This window comes from Streptomyces caelestis (assembly GCF_014205255.1).
GTDB classification, from domain to species: domain Bacteria; phylum Actinomycetota; class Actinomycetes; order Streptomycetales; family Streptomycetaceae; genus Streptomyces; species Streptomyces caelestis.
Map to the genome: position 1 here is coordinate 7957640 of NZ_JACHNE010000001.1, position 16196 is coordinate 7973835.

At 67.9% G+C, this 16196-nt stretch carries 17 protein-coding genes; 11 read left to right on the forward strand and 6 right to left on the reverse strand.

Annotation, left to right across the window (positions count from 1 at the left end; translation table 11 throughout):
* Nucleotides 1–87: 87 nt before the first annotated feature.
* Entirely contained in the window at nucleotides 88–912 is an 825-nt protein-coding gene (locus tag HDA41_RS36005) for a tyrosine-type recombinase/integrase (RefSeq protein ID WP_230299508.1), read from the forward strand.
* On the opposite strand, the gene cofC is transcribed toward HDA41_RS36005, so the two are convergent.
* From cofC to HDA41_RS36035, 6 genes are all read right to left on the reverse strand, one after another.
* Complete coding sequence (gene cofC / locus HDA41_RS36010; protein WP_184991531.1) at nucleotides 795–1469, reverse strand: 2-phospho-L-lactate guanylyltransferase; 675 nt, start codon at nucleotides 1467–1469, stop codon at nucleotides 795–797. The genes HDA41_RS36005 and cofC overlap by 118 nt on opposite strands.
* Nucleotides 1466–4072, reverse strand: a complete 2607-nt coding sequence (locus HDA41_RS36015) for a bifunctional FO biosynthesis protein CofGH (protein WP_184991533.1) — start codon at nucleotides 4070–4072, stop codon at nucleotides 1466–1468. The genes cofC and HDA41_RS36015 overlap by 4 nt, the downstream gene beginning before the upstream one ends.
* Nucleotides 4073–4225: 153 nt before the next feature.
* Entirely contained in the window at nucleotides 4226–4936 is a 711-nt protein-coding gene (npdG, locus tag HDA41_RS36020; RefSeq protein ID WP_184991535.1) for an NADPH-dependent F420 reductase, read from the reverse strand.
* Nucleotides 4933–5085: a hypothetical protein gene (locus HDA41_RS36025; RefSeq protein ID WP_184991537.1), complete on the reverse strand. Its 153-nt coding sequence runs from the start codon at nucleotides 5083–5085 to the stop codon at nucleotides 4933–4935. Before HDA41_RS36025 ends, npdG begins: the two co-directional genes overlap by 4 nt.
* A gap of 134 nt (nucleotides 5086–5219) precedes the next feature.
* On the reverse strand, nucleotides 5220–6149 hold the full coding sequence (locus tag HDA41_RS36030; protein WP_184991539.1) for a fumarylacetoacetate hydrolase family protein: 930 nt from the start codon (nucleotides 6147–6149) through the stop codon (nucleotides 5220–5222).
* Nucleotides 6150–6323: 174 nt separating this feature from the next.
* Nucleotides 6324–7229 (reverse strand): LysR substrate-binding domain-containing protein, encoded by a 906-nt coding sequence (locus HDA41_RS36035; RefSeq protein WP_184991541.1) that lies wholly within the window; start codon nucleotides 7227–7229, stop codon nucleotides 6324–6326.
* A gap of 331 nt (nucleotides 7230–7560) precedes the next feature.
* Here HDA41_RS36035 and HDA41_RS36040 point away from each other — a divergent pair, with 331 nt between their 5' ends.
* From HDA41_RS36040 to HDA41_RS36085, 10 genes are all read left to right on the forward strand, one after another.
* Entirely contained in the window at nucleotides 7561–8064 is a 504-nt protein-coding gene (locus HDA41_RS36040; RefSeq protein WP_230299507.1) for a VOC family protein, read from the forward strand.
* 12 nt (nucleotides 8065–8076) lie between these two features.
* On the forward strand, nucleotides 8077–8751 hold the full coding sequence (locus tag HDA41_RS36045) for a polysaccharide deacetylase family protein (RefSeq protein ID WP_184991546.1): 675 nt from the start codon (nucleotides 8077–8079) through the stop codon (nucleotides 8749–8751).
* Entirely contained in the window at nucleotides 8751–9431 is a 681-nt protein-coding gene (locus HDA41_RS36050) for a GntR family transcriptional regulator (RefSeq protein ID WP_184991548.1), read from the forward strand. Before HDA41_RS36045 ends, HDA41_RS36050 begins: the two co-directional genes overlap by 1 nt.
* A gap of 24 nt (nucleotides 9432–9455) precedes the next feature.
* Nucleotides 9456–10241 (forward strand): SDR family oxidoreductase, encoded by a 786-nt coding sequence (locus HDA41_RS36055; protein WP_184991550.1) that lies wholly within the window; start codon nucleotides 9456–9458, stop codon nucleotides 10239–10241.
* A 301-nt stretch (nucleotides 10242–10542) separates the two neighbouring features.
* Entirely contained in the window at nucleotides 10543–11100 is a 558-nt protein-coding gene (locus HDA41_RS36060) for a cupin domain-containing protein (protein ID WP_184991552.1), read from the forward strand.
* Between the two features lie 2 nt (nucleotides 11101–11102).
* On the forward strand, nucleotides 11103–12080 hold the full coding sequence (locus tag HDA41_RS36065) for an LLM class flavin-dependent oxidoreductase (protein WP_230299506.1): 978 nt from the start codon (nucleotides 11103–11105) through the stop codon (nucleotides 12078–12080).
* 160 nt (nucleotides 12081–12240) lie between these two features.
* On the forward strand, nucleotides 12241–13737 hold the full coding sequence (locus HDA41_RS36070; RefSeq protein WP_184991554.1) for an aldehyde dehydrogenase family protein: 1497 nt from the start codon (nucleotides 12241–12243) through the stop codon (nucleotides 13735–13737).
* A gap of 8 nt (nucleotides 13738–13745) precedes the next feature.
* The gene (locus tag HDA41_RS36075; RefSeq protein WP_184991557.1) at nucleotides 13746–14474 is read left to right on the forward strand and encodes an alpha/beta fold hydrolase; all 729 of its coding nucleotides are present in this window, start codon (nucleotides 13746–13748) and stop codon (nucleotides 14472–14474) included.
* 432 nt (nucleotides 14475–14906) lie between these two features.
* Complete coding sequence (gene panD / locus HDA41_RS36080) at nucleotides 14907–15326, forward strand: aspartate 1-decarboxylase (RefSeq protein ID WP_184991559.1); 420 nt, start codon at nucleotides 14907–14909, stop codon at nucleotides 15324–15326.
* A gap of 28 nt (nucleotides 15327–15354) precedes the next feature.
* Nucleotides 15355–15699, forward strand: coding sequence for a GNAT family N-acetyltransferase (locus HDA41_RS36085; protein WP_184991561.1), 345 nt, complete (start codon nucleotides 15355–15357; stop codon nucleotides 15697–15699).
* Nucleotides 15700–16196 lie beyond the last annotated feature (497 nt).

A 16196-nucleotide genomic window follows, 5' to 3' on the forward strand; every position in this document is an offset into this window, starting at 1 on the left:
TGGTGACCGCCGTAGCGGGGACCTTGGCGCAGATGCCTGGGTGCCGCTCGGAAGGTTCGCCACGTGCCTTGTCAGCTCGCTCGCGGTATGCGTTCGTTCTTCAAGGGCTGCGGCTGTGCCAGGCCGACCTGGTGCCCGCACCCGTACACGATCCGTTTCCGCAACGGTTCGGGGAAGCAACTAGAGGGGGGCGGCTTCGACACGCAGGACGACGCGATCGAACGCCTCACGCAGATCTACACGGAGAAAAAGCGCACGGCGCCGTCTGTCGCGGAAGCGCGCCGGGAGCTGGGACAGAAGACGGTCGCGGAATACGCGAAGCAGTGGCGGCCCCGGCAACGCCGGATGACCGAATACTCAACGGGCGAGCACGTCAACAGCTCCATCAACGTCCATATCGTTCCGCGCCTGGGTTCACGGAAGCTGATATCCGTAACTCCCATTGTGGTGGAGCGTTTCCTGGACGAGTTGGAGGCCGACGGCGTCGGCCGGGGAAATCAGGTCAACATACTGCGCACCCTCAAGGAGATCCTGCGGGACGCATACGACAAAGGGGCGATGGCAGATGATCCGGTCAAGGGGGTGCAGGAGCCGGAGTACGTTCGCCAGAAGGTGGCCATTCCGGACCTGGCCTATGTGAAGCACGCAGCCCACCGTCACCGTCCGGTTGGGAGACCCACCGTCCCCGTTGCCGGAGCCCGTCGCCAACCTGAGGCGGGCCTACATGCTGGACAGATGCCCTGCGCCCAGGTCGGCACGCGGGAGCCGGTGCGGCGCCACCCGGGCCCGCCACATCATCCGCCGGCACCGCCGCGGCTGACCGCCTGCGCCGGCCGCCAACCGCTGATGCCTTCCAACAGTCGGGCGGTACATGGACCGACGCCCAGGGCTGCCGCAGCCCGCAAATCCTGAACGGTGTCCACATCGAGTCTCGCGCTGGGCACCCCCCGCAGATGCAATTCGACTGTCCCCTGGCCCAGATGGCACCACCTTGACCGCCCCTCGAATGCGGGACGGAGGTCCTGCCCACGCCCGGCTGTGAGGACAGTTGTGCCGCACCGTGTGTGGTCGGCGAGGAAAGCCCGCCTGTGGTCATGTGACGCGGACAGCACTTGGCTGAACTCGACTGTCTTCAGGCACGGCAGGTCCGCAGTGACGACTGCCACCGCGCAGTCGGCGTCGAGCGACCGGGCGGTGGCGAACCCTTGTGCCACAGCCTGGTTGAGGCCCGCAGCATCGTCAGGTACGACTGTCGCCTGCCTGGCGGACGCGAGTGCGGCCGCGTCCGCATCGCCTGTCACGACGATCACGCGGGACACTGCTGCGGTGCTGAGCACCGCGTGAAGCGTGTCCAGGTAGAAACAGCGCGCCAATGCGGATTTGTGTACGGCGACGTCGGGTGCGAGACGTGACTTTCCTTGTGAGAACGGCTTGACCGGCACCACCACCGTCCAGTCTCCGGGTGTCACTGTCTTCCTCCCCTTCCTTGGCCGAGCACGGGCAGCAGCTCCGGCAGACGCCCGTCCCAGGCTGCCGCCACGCGCTGCCGTTCCTCCGGTACTTCGCCGTAGACCGTCGTGCGTGGCTTCGCCGGCCGGCCCGCCGCCTCGGCCACCGCGATCAGGTCCTTTACGGATTTGTACGAGCCGTAGGACGAGCCCGCCATACGCGAGATGGTTTCCTCCATCAGCGTGCCGCCCAGGTCGTTGGCACCGGAACGCAGCATCTCCACCGCGCCCTCCGTGCCCAGCTTCACCCAGCTGGTCTGTATGTTCGGGATGTGGGGGTGGAGCAGGAGACGAGCCATCGCGGTCACTGCCCGGTTGTCCCGCAGGGAGGGGCCGGGGCGTGCGATGCCCGCCAGGTACACGGGGGCGTTGGTGTGGATGAAGGGGAGGGTGACGAACTCGGTGAAGCCGCCCGTCTGCTGCTGGATCCGGGCCAGGGCACGCAGGTGACTCAGCCAGTGGCGCGGCTGGTCGACGTGCCCGTACATCATCGTCGACGACGAGCGGATGCCCAGTTCGTGCGCGGTTGTGATGACCTCGACCCAGGTTTCCGTCGGCAGCTTGCCCTTGGTCAGGATCCAGCGGACATCATCGTCGAGGATCTCGGCCGCCGTACCCGGCATCGTGTCCAGTCCCGCCTCCTTGGCCGCCGTCAGCCACTCGCGGACCGGCATGCCGGTCCGCGTGGCACCGTTGACCACTTCCATGGGCGAGAAGGCGTGCACGTGCATGCCCGGCACCCGCTCTTTGACCGCCTTCGCGATGTCGAAGTACGCCGTACCGGGCAAGTCCGGATGGATGCCGCCCTGCATGCACACCTCAATCGCACCGACGTCCCACGCCTGCTGTGCGCGGTCGGCGACCTGTTCCAGCGAGAGTGTGTACGCGTCGGCGTCCGTACGGCGCTGCGCGAACGCGCAGAACCGGCAGCCGGTGTAGCAGACATTGGTGAAGTTGATGTTGCGGGTCACGATGTAGGTGACGCAGTCGCCGACCGCCTCCTTGCGGACATCGTCCGCGATACGGGTGAGCGCGTCCAGTGCCGGGCCGTCCGCGTGCAGCAGGGCCAGAGCCTCGTCGTCCCTCAGCCTCGTCGGATCGTTCGCCGCCCTCGCGAGGGCTCCCCGTACGTCGGTGTCGATGCGCTCCGGCGCCATCCCCGGGGCAGCCGCCAAGCGCAGCGCCGCCCAGTCGCCGTAGACGGCGTCGAAGTCGCCGCGACGGTCGCCCGTGCGGCCATCGGTGTCGATGGTGAGGTGCAGGTCCGTGCGCCCCCGGTTGACGAAGACCTCCTCCGACTCCTGCCAAGGGTGCCCCTCGACCACCGCGTCCTCACGCGCCAGGCCTGTCTGCGGGTCCGCCAGCGCCTGGATGTGTGGCAGCAGCCGCACATCCAGCCACGGCTCTCCACGCCGTATGAACTCCGGGTACACGCAGAGCCGTTCACGCAGTTCGAAGCCGGCTGCCGCGGACCTCGCCGCCAGTTCCTCGATCCGGGGCCAGGGGCGCTCGGGGTTCACATGGTCGACCGTGAGAGGGGACACCCCGCCCCAGTCGTCGATCCCGGCGGCGATCAGCCGCTCGTACTCGCTGTCGACGAGATTCGGCGGGGCCTGGACGCAGCCGACGGGACCCATGAGGTGCCGGGCGACGGCCACCGTGGCGACCAGCTCGTCCAGTTCCGCGTCCGGCATGCGGCGCATCGCGGTGTCCGGCTTGGCGCGGAAGTTCTGGATGATCAGCTCCTGGACGCCGTGGTACGCCCGCGAGACCTTCCGCAGCGCGAAGAGCGACTCGGCGCGATCCTCGTACGTCTCCCCGATCCCTATCAGGATCCCGGAGGTGAACGGGACCGAGGAACGGCCGGCATCCTCGAGCACCCGCAGACGCACTGCCGGCTCCTTGTCCGGGGAACGGTGGTGCGGGCCCCCGGGCTCCGACCACAGCCGCCTCGCCGTGGTCTCCAGCATCATGCCCATGCTCGGAGCGACCGGCTTCAGACGCCGCAGATCCGTCCAGCTCATGACCCCGGGGTTGAGGTGCGGTAGCAGACCCGTCTCCTCCAGGATCCGGATGGAGATCGCCCGGACGTACGCGATCGTGTCGTCGTACCCGTGCGCGTCCAGCCACTCGCGCGCCTCCGGCCAGCGCTCCTCGGGCTTGTCGCCGAGAGTGATCAGGGCTTCCTTGCAGCCGAGGGCGGCGCCACGACGGGCCACGTCGAGGACCTCGTCGGGCGACATGAACATCCCGTGCCCGGCTCGGCGCAGCTTGCCCGGGACCGTCACGAACGTGCAGTAGTGGCACTTGTCCCGGCACAGCCGGGTGAGCGGGAGGAAGACACTCTTCGAGTACGTGATGACGCCGGGGCGGCCGGCCGCCTCCAGACCGGCGTCCCGCACCCGGGCGGCGGAGGCGGCGAGGTCCTCCAGGGCCTCGCCCCGCGCCTGGAGCAGCACCGCCGCTTCGGTAACGTCCAGCGCCACACCGTCACGTGCGCGCTTGAGGGCGCGACGCATGGAGTTCTCGGTCGGGCCGGTCCCGGTGGTTGCGGAAGTCGTCATCTTCGAGCATCTCTCTTCCTCATGTACTCATGCGCCCCTCGGCGGGCATCAGCCCACTCCGCACCCGAATCTCTGACCAACGGTGATCCACATCGGATGGCCGCTGCCGAAGCCCGGCGGGCGAGTCACACCGGGCCCGCCGCCAGACGTCCCTCAGACATCGGTGATGCGCAGTCCGGCGTGGGCTTTGTAGCGGCGGTTGACGGAGATCAGGTTGGCCACGAGTGACTCCACCTGGTGGGCGTTGCGCAGCCGTCCCGCGTAGATGCCACGCATGCCGGGGATGCGCCCGGCCAGCGCCTGGACGATGCCGGTGGCCTCCCGGTCGTCGCCCAGCACCATCACGTCGGTGTCGATCCGCTCTGTCTCCGGGTCCATCAGCAGGACAGCGGAGAGGTGGTGGAAGGCGGCCGTCACTCGGGAGTCCGGCAGCAGAAGTGCCGCCTGCTGGGCCGCGCTACCCTCCTGCGGCCGGATCGCGTAGGCGCCCTGTTTGTCGAACCCCAGCGGGTTCACGCAGTCGACGACGATCTTGCCGACGAGTTCGGCGCGCAGCGACTCCAGCAGATCACCGTGGCCTTCCCAGGGCACCGCGACGATCACGATGTCGCTTTCGCGTGCCGCCCCGGCATTATCGGCTCCGCGCATGCCCCGTATGCCCAACTCGGTTGCGGCGGCCTGTGCCCGCTCCGCGCTGCGGGAGCCGATCACTACCTGGTGGCCGGCCAGGCCGAGCCGGTAACCCAGTCCCTTGCCCTGCGGCCCGGTGCCACCGAGCACGCCGACCACCAGGCCGGAGACGTCGGGAAGGTCATGGTGGCCCGGCGTCGCAGCGCCGGAGAAAGCTGAAGCATGGGCGCTCATGCGGCGGCTCCCTGCGTCCGCGGCCGCTCGGTCGCCTGGTTCAGGCTCCAGGGATCGCCGGTCCGGCAGCCGAAATGCGTGATCGCGCTGCTGTCTGCCGCATAGACGCTTTCACATCTGTTGAAATGGTTGAGGTTGCGCACACTCATCGAGTTCTCCACTAGTTGAGGGCTGCCTGCGGGAGCGCTTCGAACCGGACCGCTGCATGGGGATTGATGTGTGACTCCGGTTCTCAGGGCCACGCCGGTTCCTGCCCGAAGCCGGGAGGGCAGTAGGTGGGTGCTCAGTCGTGGCTTTTGACGATCTCGACCGACAGCCGGCCCAGGCCGGTGATCTCGCCTTCCATGAGGTCTCCGGGCTTCATCCACTCGCCGGTGGCGAGACCGACTCCGGCGGGGGTGCCGGTGGAGACGATGTCTCCTGGCTCCAGGGTCAGATGCTCGGTGATGCCGACGAGCTGCTCGGGGATGGACCAGATCATGTCCTTGGTGCTCGCGTCCTGCTTCAGTTCGCCGTTCAGCCAGAACCGGAGCCGGAGGTCGTCGTGTTGGACGAACCGCGCCGGCACGATTCCCGGGCCGAGCGGGCAACTGTCGTCGAACGCCTTACCCCCGAAGAGATCGAACTTCGCCACGTGCTTGGGGTGGCGCTGCCAGTCGCGCGCCGAGAGGTCGATCGCCACGGCGTACCCTGCCACGCACTCCATGGCGTTCTCTGGCGTCAGGTGGCGTGCCTTCTTGCCGATGACGAGCGCCAGTTCGATCTCGTAGTCCAACTTCTCGGACTGTTCCGGGTAGCGCACTGTCCTGCCCGGGCCCACCAGGGTGGTGGTGGGCGGTTTGAGGAAGAAGAGAGGCACCTTCGTCTCCTTCTCCCAGTCGGAGTGTCCGGCGTCGCCCCGCATGTGCTCGTAGTAGTTGGCGCCCGTCAGAACCACCTTCCGGGGATACTGAAGCGGGGTGAGGACGTCTTCGAGCGTGGCGGGCGCCGGCAGCGGCCGCGTGGTGTCCACGCCAGCGGCGAGGCGGCCGGCGGCGTCGACCAGCAGTGGTTCGGTCCGCTCCCAGTGATCGAAGACGTTCATCAGGCCGCGCGAGGGGTCCGGCTGCAGGACTTCCGGAACGACGTCGGCCAGCGCCCAGGAGCGGCCGTTGATGGAGAGGGCCGGCGTAGGGCTCCCCGCGACGCGCAGGGTTGCCAGTGAGAAGGCCATGGCGATGATCTCCCGGATTCTGGAACAGTGATGGTTGGAGGAGTGGGAACGCAGGAAGGGTGGGTCTTGGTCTGCGGGGCGGGTCACCACCGCCTTGCAAGCTCCTGCATGAGCGTCACGGAAACAGCTCGCACGCCACGGCGGACGAGCGACCGGTGACCGGCTTCGGAGGGTTCATGCAGCGGCCTTCCCGTCGGCGGCCGCCGACAGCAGACGGATGAGTCGGCGCACGGCCGGCGAGGTGTCCTGCCGCCGATGGACCCCGACCAGGCGCGTGATCAGCCGCGCGTCGGCGAGAGGCCGGTAGACGACGCCGGGCAGGTGCACGCAGCGCAGGGAGGCCGGTGGCAGCGCCACACCGAGGCCACCAGAGACCAGGGTCAACGCCGCGATGAAGTCCTTCACCGGCGGAGCGAGCCGAGGAGAGAAACCGCCGAGCTCCGCCAGCCGGCGGATGTGGTCGCGGAAATCGTGCTGCTCGTCGAAGTGCGGGACCACAAAGGTCTCCGCTCCGAGCTCGGACGCCGGCACGGCCTGGAGACGGGCGAGCCGATGCCCTTCCGGGAGCGCGAGGACCACCTCCTCCGCCAGGAGGCAGATCGCCGTCAGGTCCGGCGGGTACGTGGGTCGCCAGCGCAGGAAACCCACATCAATGGTTCCCGATGCCAGCGCTTCCAGCTGCGCTGGTGTCTCCAGCTCCCGCACGCCTACGGTCAGGTCCTTGCCGTCGTCGGCGCAGGCGGAGAGCACCTGGGTCAGAACGCCGGAGAAGGCCGCGGAGGCAACGTAGGCGATCTCTGCCCGCCCCACCTCTCCGCGCCCGGCTCTGCGGCCCACGGCCTGCGCTCGCGCGACCTGCGCCAGCGTGAGTCCCGCCTCCACGAGGAAGAGCTCTCCCGCGCCGGTCAGTCTCGGGCGGGAGCGTCGGCCGCGATCGACCAGGCGCACCCCTAGGTGCGATTCGAGCGCCCTGATCTGGGCGCTCAGGGCGGACGGGGCCAGATGGAGCCGTTCCGCTGCCCGCCCGAAGTGCAGATCCTCCGCGACCGCCACGAACGAGGTCAACCAGCGTAGTTCCACTGTCGGGTCCTCTCCCTCGCGATGTACGAGCTCGGACAGCGCACCGATCGTCCGCCGCCGACCCAGCATGCATGAAATCGAGTAGAAGGGAAAGATTCGATTCTTCTGTTGACAAACGATACCGCCCGCGTAATCTCGAGGTGAACGCAGAGGCGAAGGAACCTGCTCGCAGTGGCGTTGACCTGGGCGTGAAGACATCGGTCCACCCGGGCGGCCGCGGAAGGCGTCGACGCCTCCAGAACCAGGAGACCCGAGTATGAACGGCTCACTGACCTCCCCCCGCCCCGCCGGAGCGACTGGCATCGACCGCCTGCACCACGCGGCTACACCCGTGGCTGATCAGGAAGTGAACCGTCACTTCATCGAGGATCTGATCGGTCTGCCTCTCACCGCCACGTGGTGCGAGGAATCGGTGACCACCCCGGGCATGACGTTCTGCCACACCTTCTACGAACTCGACGACGGAAGCGCGCTGGCCTTCTTCCAGATGTCCGAGCCGCACGACCAGGAGTTCCTGCTGGGCGTCACCAATCGCTACAACCACATCGCCCTGAATGCGGACGTGGAGACGCAGGAGGCCATTCACCAGCGTCTGCTGGCCGAGGACTACCCGCATCTCATCCAGGACCACGGCTATGTGCTGTCGCTCTACGTGACCGCGCCTGACGGCCTGGAGCTCGAGATCGCCGTCGACCCCCCGAACGTCGCGGAAATCAAGGAGAAGCGGACGGCGGACGCGCACGGCGAGTTGGCCCGCTGGCTGTCGGGCGACCACCGGACGAACAACGACTGGCGCCCGGAGACGCACTCCGTCACGCACTACCCGGCACGTTAGGCGGCGGGGCACATGGCGAAGCTGACCCTGACATTCGACAACGGGCCCACGCCCGGCATCACGGAGCAGGTGCTCGACACACTCGCGGACCGCGGGCTCAAGGCGACGTTCTTCGTGATCGGCGAGAAGCTCGCTTCCGCCGCCGGCCGTGAACTGGCCGAGCGGACTCGCGCTGAGGGGCACTGGCTGGGCAATCACACCATGACCCACGGCGAACCCCTCGGGCTCCTTGAGGACCCCCGTCGGGAAGCGGCGGAGATCACCGATGCGCAGGCCGCACTCGGGGAACTCAGCGCACCGGCACGGTACTTCCGGCCGACGGGACACGGTTCGGTCGGCCCTCACCTGCTGAGCCGGACGGCCGCCGACGTGCTGACGTCGGGTGGTTACACGATGGTGCTGTGGAGCCTGTTCGTGCGGGACTCGAAGATGCCTGAGGGATGGGCGGACCGCGCACTGCAGCGCCTGCCCGAGAGCGAGTGGCACGTCCTGGTGGTCCATGACCTGCCGACCGGTGCCATGGACCAACTGCCGGGCTTCCTCGACGCCGTCGATAGCATGGGGATCGAGATCGTCCAGGAGTTTCCCGAGGCTTGCACGCCCATTCGCGGCGGCCAACCCTCTGCGGAGTTGGACGATCTCTATGTCACCCGACGAGAAATTTCGAGCGTCTCAGGAGATCACTAGTGGCCCGTACCGATGGTGCAGAGACCCGCCACCACACGCTGTATCTGGAGATCAGGCGCAATCTGCTCCGCGGGTCCTTTCCTGTCGGCCACCGGTTCAAGCTGAGTAAATTGAGCACCGAACTGGGGGTGAGTGTGACGGTCGCGCGAGAGGCGCTCACCCGCCTCTCGGAACAGGGACTGGTGGTTCTGGAGCCCAACAAGGGATTCTCCGTCCCGAATTTCACCGATGCCGAGATCAACGACGTCGCCTTCGTGCGCACGGAAGTCGAATCGATCGCGGTGCGCAGGTCGATCGAAAGGGGCGGGATCGAGTGGGAGTCGGGGGTGGTAGCGGCTCATCATCAGCTGTCGGCGACGCCGAACGCCGCTCTCGACGAGGACCCGGAGGCGAACGCATTGTGGACGAGCGCGCACCGGGCCTTCCACGAGGCCTGCGCCGCGGCGTGCGACTCTCCCAGGCTGCTGGCCTTTCGTACGCAGCTCTACGACCAGTCCGAGATCATCCGGCAGATGGCCAAACTGCAGCGGGGCAAACGACGAGACGTCGCCGGCGAGCATGCGGCGATCGCCGAGGCGGTAGTGGCCCGAGACGCCGACAAGGCCGTCCTGTTGCTGCACACACATATCGAAAGGACCCGCCGGTCGTGCCTCGAATCATGGGCTGCCGCGCAGACCTGAGGCAGCACCGGCCAAGGAGCACACATGGATCTTGAACTCGCCGGCCGCTGGGCGATCACCGGTGCATCGTCCAGCGGCCTGGGTCTCGCCTGCGCGAAGGCCCTGCACGCCGAGGGCGTGCACGTGGTGATCAACGGGCGCGGCCGGGAAACGCTCGAACGCGCCGTCGGGGAACTACGCTCCGTCGGCGACGGCAGGGGTGAAATCCGGGTGGTACAAGGCGACATCGCCCTCGCGGAGACCCGTGAACGGCTGCTGGAAGCCTGTCCCACGCCCGACATCCTGGTCACGAACAACGGTGGTCCGCCACCGGGGCCGTTCCAGAAGTCGGGCCGTGCGGAATGGGAACGCGGCCTGAACGCGAACCTGCTGGCCCACGTCGAGCTGATCAATCTGGTCGTCGACGGCATGTGTAATCGCCGCTTCGGCAGAATCGTCAACATCACATCGGCGATGGTCACGACTCCCCGGCCGACGATGGCCGTTTCTTCTGCGGCCCGCGCCGCCCTGACCGCGGCCGTAAAGGGGCTGTCGCTCGACGTGGCGCGGTTCAACGTCACCATCAACAACCTGCTGCCGGAACGCTTCGACACGGAACGTCAACGGTACATGGCCGAAGTCGCCACGGTGCGCGACGGCATCACCTACGACGAGGCACGTGCGCGTCAGGTCCGGTCCATCGCCGCCGGGCGGCTGGGTGACCCGCGCGAGTTCGGCGCCATGTGCGCGTTCCTCTGCAGCCCTTTGGCCGGTTTCATGTCCGGCCAGAACATTCATCTCGACGGCGGCAGTTACCCGGCGCTTGTTTGAAAAGCCCATCGAGGCAACGCAGGAGACGTTGTTCCTGCCTGCCCGTCCCGATGAAACCGGGTCAGTAGAAAAAAGAATTTCACCATCGTTGACAAACGATTAACCCGGTATGCATCATCACTCACATCGCCTGCACAGTCGCCTTCTCGCGGGTGCATCTCATCTCACCATCTCAGGGTGACGCCACCCCCTTCGATTCCTGGCAGCCAGCCCTTACCGCAGGTTCGGCACCAGGGACAGCGGAATACGATCCGCACCCCTTACGTCCACGGCGATCCGTACCCACCAATGGAGGTAGGTCATGAAGATCCGCCGAGTCCTCGTAGCCAATTCCGAGGGCCTCAGCCGCGTCATCGATGACGGCGAACCACCCAGAGCGACGGTCGCCGTCGAGACTCCGGGCTTCGAACAGACCCTGGTCTGGTACACGCCGGCCGTCCCCACAACCGCTCATTCGGGCAGCGACCCGACGGTCACCACGCGAACCCTTCTGCCGGAACCGGGCGGTACCAGCTTCATCGTCCTCACCATCCCGCCCGACGCGGTCTACGCCGACCCCGGCTTCGATCCGAAAGCGGCCGCCGCTGAAGCCGCGCGCAACAGCCCTGGCATAGCGGAGCTGTTCGAGCCGGACAACCCGGGCATGCACACCACGCCCACCGTCGACTACGACGTCGTACTCGACGGTGAGCTCTGGCTGGCCCTGGACGAGGGGGAGGTGCGTCTGTCCGCCGGAGACGTCGTCGTCCAGCACGGCACACGGCACGCCTGGCGCAACAAGAGTGACAAGCCCGCGACGCTGATGGCCGTGCTCATCGGCGCGAAGGACGCGACCGGCTCGGCGACGGAGGGCGAGTAGTCATGGCCATGGAACTCGCATGCACCCTCTCCACCAGCATCGCCACCCCTGAGCACATCCGTATCGCCGAGGAACTCGGCTACGTCAGCGCGTGGTGCCACTACTCACCGGCGATCTACGCCGACCCGTGGATGATGCTCGCCCTGGCGAGTGAGCGCACCAGCCGGATCGGGCTGGGTGTCGCGGTGGTCGTACCCCGCTTCCGCCACGTGGCCGATATCGCGAGCAGTGCGGCGACGCTCACGCAGCTCGCCCCTGGCCGGGTGACCGTCGCGGTGGGCGCCGGATTCAGCAGTGCCGCCCTGCTGGGTGGGCGCGGCGCGACGTGGGCGAGCGTGGAGGCGTACGTCACCAACCTGCGAGCCCTGCTCGCCGGTGAGCAGATCGAGCTGGACGGGCGCAAGATGTCACTGCTCCACTCCAAGGAGTCCGGCATCTCGCTGCCCGTCGACATCCCGATCTGGGTGGCCGCGCACGGACCGAAGGGGTTCGGAGTCGCATCGAGAGTCGCCGACGGAGTGATCACGAACCCCACCCACGGGAACGAAAAAGTCCCGTTCCAGGGCACCTGCGGCCTCAGTTACTACGGAACGGTTCTCGAGCCCGGCGAGACGTACGACGATCCGGCGGTGCTCGAGCGCGTGGGACCGACGGCCGCCCTGGCGCTGCACATGGGACCGTACGGCCCTCTCGCCGGATCCGCCGAGGAGACGGGGTTCACCGCGAGGATCAACGCCCTCCCCGAAGAGGAGCGGCTGGTCGCGACGCATCGAGGTCATCTGATCTCGCTCACAGAGCTCGACCGGCAGTTCCTCACCGGCAACGTCGTACGGGACGGCACGCTCAGCGGCCAGCCCGCCGAGGTCCGGGCCGGTCTGGACGCTCTTGAGGAGGCGGGTGCAAGCCGCTTCTGCTACACACCGGGCGGGCCCGACATCCCGCGTGAACTGGAGGCGTTCGCCAAGGCGTTCGGCCTCTAAACGAACCCCTTCTCGTCCTCCCTTGGCCGGTTTCCCCCCTTCACTCCAGTGATACACCGACCGATCACCCTCCGGGGTGCGGTCTTCGAGCCGCGTCGGATCGGACGTACCGGGACGGTCAAGGGCGGCGAGACGACGAGCGCAAACAGGAAAGGCAGACATGTCCACACATTCGGTGACGCCGGTCCGCGAACTTCCCTTCATCGGCGGCGCACCGCGAGAGCCGCACTCCTCGGCCACCTTCGAGGCTGTCAATCCGGCCAACGGCGAAATACTCGCGCACGTGGCCGACTGTGACGCGGTGGATGTCGACCGCGCCGTCAGCGTGGCCGGTGCGGCGCAGCGGGAGTGGATGAGCTGGGACGCGGGCCGACGGATCGCGGTACTGCTGCGCTGGGCCGACGCGGTCGAGCAGCAGCGGGCCGAACTCGGCGAGACCGACACACGGAACATGGGCCGGGTGCTGCGCGAAGCGCTCGGGGACGGTGCGGCGAGCGCCCGGATGATCCGCTACTGGGCGGGCCAGGTGGACCGTATGACGGGTCACCAGGTACCGGCGAATTCCGGTCACCTGTCCTACACCACCCGTGAGCCGCTCGGCGTGATCGGCGTGATCATGCCGTGGAACGGCCCGGTCGGAAGTTTCTGCAGCCGCGTCGCGCCCGCGATAGCCTGCGGGAACGCCGCCGTCGTCAAGCCCAGTGAGATGTCCCCGCTCTCCGCCCTCCGGCTCGCTGCCCTGCTGTCCGAGGCGGGGGCACCCGAAGGCCTCGTCAATGTGGTCACCGGGGGCGGTGTCACCGGAGCGGCGGTGGCCGAGCACCCGGGCATCGGCGGCGTCACCTTCACGGGAAGCGTGCCCACAGGACGTCGTATCGCCCACGCGGCTGCCGAGACCTTCAAGAAAACCGTCCTCGAACTCGGCGGCAAGTCACCCAACATAGTCTTCGAGGACGCCGACCTCGACGCTGCGGGCCGCGGCGCCCTGTGGGGCGTGTTCAACAACGCCGGCCAGGTGTGTGTCGCGGGTACCCGTCTTCTGGTCCAGCGCTCCATCGCGCCCGAGTTCATCGAGCAGCTGCGCCGGCGGGCCGCGAGGATCCGGGTCGGCGATCCGATGGACCCGAAGACCCATATGGGCCCCCTCGCCTCGCAGCAGCAGTTCGAGCGCGTCAGCAACTACCTCCGGATCGCCCGCGACGAAGGCGCACGGGTGCTGTCCGGTGGGGGAACGCCCAAGGACACCCACCCCGAGGGGCTGTTCGTCGAGCCCACCGTGCTCACCGAGGTCTCGCAGTCGATGCGGGTGGCACGCGAAGAGATCTTCGGCCCGATCCTCTCGGTGCTCGTCTTCGACGACGAGGACGAAGCCGTGGCCCTGGCGAACGACGTCGAATACGGCCTGAGCGCGAACATCTGGACCCGTGACCTGGGACGCATGCACCGCATGGCCGGCCTTGTCCAGGCCGGCACCATCTGGGGCAACACCATGCGCCTGCACCACCCCGGTCTCTGGTTCGGCGGGATCAAGGCGAGCGGACAGGGAAGCGCCTACGCCGAAGGTGCCATCGAAGGGTCCACCCGCGTGCGGCGCGTGACCATCCGCTTCGACGAGGCCGCGCCCACCCCCGCGTGGGGCGACCTGGACGGCGACTGAGGAGACCCGTGGGCATCACAGACCGTACGGACTTTGTGCTGGTGCACGGCGCCTTCCACGGGGGCTGGTGCTGGGCCAGGGTGCAACGCCTGCTGGAAGCGAACGGTCACAGGGTGTTCGCCCCGTCCCAGACCGGGCTGGGTGACCGTCGTCACCTTCTCAGCAGCGACATCGACATGAACACCTTCGTCCTCGACATCGTCAACCTCATCGAAAGCGAGGAACTGCGAGACGTCGTTCTGGTCGGCCACAGCTTCGGGGCCCGCACGGTCACGGGTGTGGCCGACCGGATACCCGAGAGGCTGGCGCACCTGGTCTTTCTCGACGGCGGTTTCCCCTTCGACGGATCCAGCAGGCTGGACGGCATGGCGCCGGAAGCCCGCAAGGCCCGCATCGCGTCGGCAGAACGGTTCAGCGGCGGGCTCAGCGTTCCGCCCCCTCCGGCAGAAGCCTTCGGGCTGTCCGATCCACAGGACATCGCATGGGTGAACCGGCGTCTGACACCTCAACCGCTCAGCGCCGAGGCGTCGTCCCTCCCCCTGAAGAACGACATCGGCAACGGCCTGCCCTGCACCTATGTGCGATTCACCGCACCCGCGTTCCCCGGGGTCGAACCGTACGCCGCCTACGCCCGAAGCCGAGCCGACTGGAGGTACCTCGAACTTCCTGGAGGGCACGACGGCATCATCTCCGCCGCGGGCCCGGTTGCCGCCTCGCTCGAATCGCTCGCATCCTGAGCAGATACAACTGCACTGCAACGTCGGAAGGCGGAGCCGAAGCTGGTGACGAAGCCGAGTCTCCGGATCAGGCAGCATGGAACGGCGCTCCCGGAGCTTCCGATCTTCACTTCCCGTTTATCCAGGAGACATCCTCTACCTCACCGCCGATGACCCCAGTTCGCAACTTGCTCTGGACCTCTAGACTTGCCTGACGACTCATCAGGTAAGTCAGCATTCAATCAGCATTGGACCGAGGCAGTCTTCCGTCCATGCTCCGGGTTGAGGGCTTCGTAGCAGCCTGCTTCGCGTAGATCGCGCAGGTGAGAAGCCCTGCTCCCCACGGTGCACGATGTTCTATAAGGTCTTCGAATGGAAGACATGCCGATGTACAGTGTGGGCCGCCCCTGACCTGCAAAGAGCTGGCGGGGAGCCGTCCTCCAGGAGTCCAAAGTGCTGCGTACTCTGTTCAAGTCCAAGATCCACCGCGCCACCGTCACCCAGGCCGACCTGCACTACGTGGGATCCGTGACCATCGACGCCGACCTGCTCGACGCCGCCGACCTGCTGCCCGGCGAGCTCGTGCACATCGTGGACATCACCAACGGCGCTCGGCTGGAGACGTACGTCATCGAGGGCGAGCGCGGGTCCGGCGTCGTCGGGATCAACGGGGCCGCCGCCCATCTCGTCCACCCCGGCGATCTGGTGATCATCATCAGCTACGCCCAGGTGACGGACGCCGAGGCCAGGGCACTCGCCCCCCGGGTCGTGCACGTGGACCGCGACAACCGGATCGTGGACCTCGGCACCGACCCGTCCGAGCCGGTACCGGGCTCGGACCAGCAGCGCAGCCCGCAGGCCGTCCGGGCCTGACCGACGTACAGGGGACAGGAGCGTGTCCATGAGGGACCTGGAGATCCGCGACGACCGGGCGGCGGGCCGTCTGGAGGCGGTGTCCGGCGGTGAAGTCGTCGGCCGCATCGAGTACTTCGTCCTCGACCGCCCCGAACGCGCGCTCGTGCCCGTGCACACGATCGTCGAACCGGCCCACGAGGGCCAGGGCATCGCGGGCGCGCTGGCCCGAGAGCTCTACGGCATCGCCGGCCGCGAGCACAGCGCCGTCGCCCCGCTCTGCCCCTACGTCGCCAAGTGGTCCGAACGCCACCCCGACGAGGCCCCACCGGCTGACCAGGCCCTGCTGACGGCGGCGAAGGACTGGCTGACCGAGCACCCGGGCCGCTTCTGACTCCCGAGCCGGGACGTACGGTGTCCAAGCCCGACCCCGTTACCCCCACCTGGCCCCTCCCCGTCCCGCCCGGGAGTGACTGGGGAAGCAGTCGACGGGTAGGCGGGGGAGTAGTCCAGAGCCGGAGTCGAGCGACTGGCTGGAGGACCTCATGACGAATCCGTATCCCGACCCCGTGCCACCGGGACCGACACCGGGCCCGGAACCGCACCCCGATCCGGTGCCGAACCCGCAGCCTCCACCGGGCCCGGAGCCGACCCCGCCGCCCCCGGCCCCGACCCCGCCACCGGGTCCGACCCCGCCGGCACCCCCGGGCCCCGACCCGGTGCCGGGACCCGACCCGTCCCCGATCCCGCCGGGGCCGGAGCCCGTACCGAATCCCGAGCCGGGCCCGCCGCTGTCCTGAACGGCGGCAAGAGAACCGGCAAGAGAGCCGGCAACAGAACGGGGCCGGTGGACAGCCGATGCGGCCGTCCACCGGCCCCGTTCTGTTGCCG

Bases quoted from the DNA above. Each gene is read 5' to 3' on its own strand.
- HDA41_RS36005 (WP_230299508.1), top strand. From the start codon at position 88: ATGCGTTCGTTCTTCAAGGGCTGCGGCTGTGCCAGGCCGACCTGGTGC.
- HDA41_RS36015 (WP_184991533.1), bottom strand. From the start codon at position 4,072: ATGACGACTTCCGCAACCACCGGGACCGGCCCGACCGAGAACTCCATG.
- npdG (WP_184991535.1), bottom strand. From the start codon at position 4,936: ATGAGCGCCCATGCTTCAGCTTTCTCCGGCGCTGCGACGCCGGGCCAC.
- HDA41_RS36025 (WP_184991537.1), bottom strand. From the start codon at position 5,085: ATGAGTGTGCGCAACCTCAACCATTTCAACAGATGTGAAAGCGTCTAT.
- HDA41_RS36030 (WP_184991539.1), bottom strand. From the start codon at position 6,149: ATGGCCTTCTCACTGGCAACCCTGCGCGTCGCGGGGAGCCCTACGCCG.
- HDA41_RS36045 (WP_184991546.1), top strand. From the start codon at position 8,077: ATGGCGAAGCTGACCCTGACATTCGACAACGGGCCCACGCCCGGCATC.
- HDA41_RS36055 (WP_184991550.1), top strand. From the start codon at position 9,456: ATGGATCTTGAACTCGCCGGCCGCTGGGCGATCACCGGTGCATCGTCC.
- HDA41_RS36060 (WP_184991552.1), top strand. From the start codon at position 10,543: ATGAAGATCCGCCGAGTCCTCGTAGCCAATTCCGAGGGCCTCAGCCGC.
- HDA41_RS36065 (WP_230299506.1), top strand. From the start codon at position 11,103: ATGGCCATGGAACTCGCATGCACCCTCTCCACCAGCATCGCCACCCCT.
- HDA41_RS36070 (WP_184991554.1), top strand. From the start codon at position 12,241: ATGTCCACACATTCGGTGACGCCGGTCCGCGAACTTCCCTTCATCGGC.
- HDA41_RS36085 (WP_184991561.1), top strand. From the start codon at position 15,355: ATGAGGGACCTGGAGATCCGCGACGACCGGGCGGCGGGCCGTCTGGAG.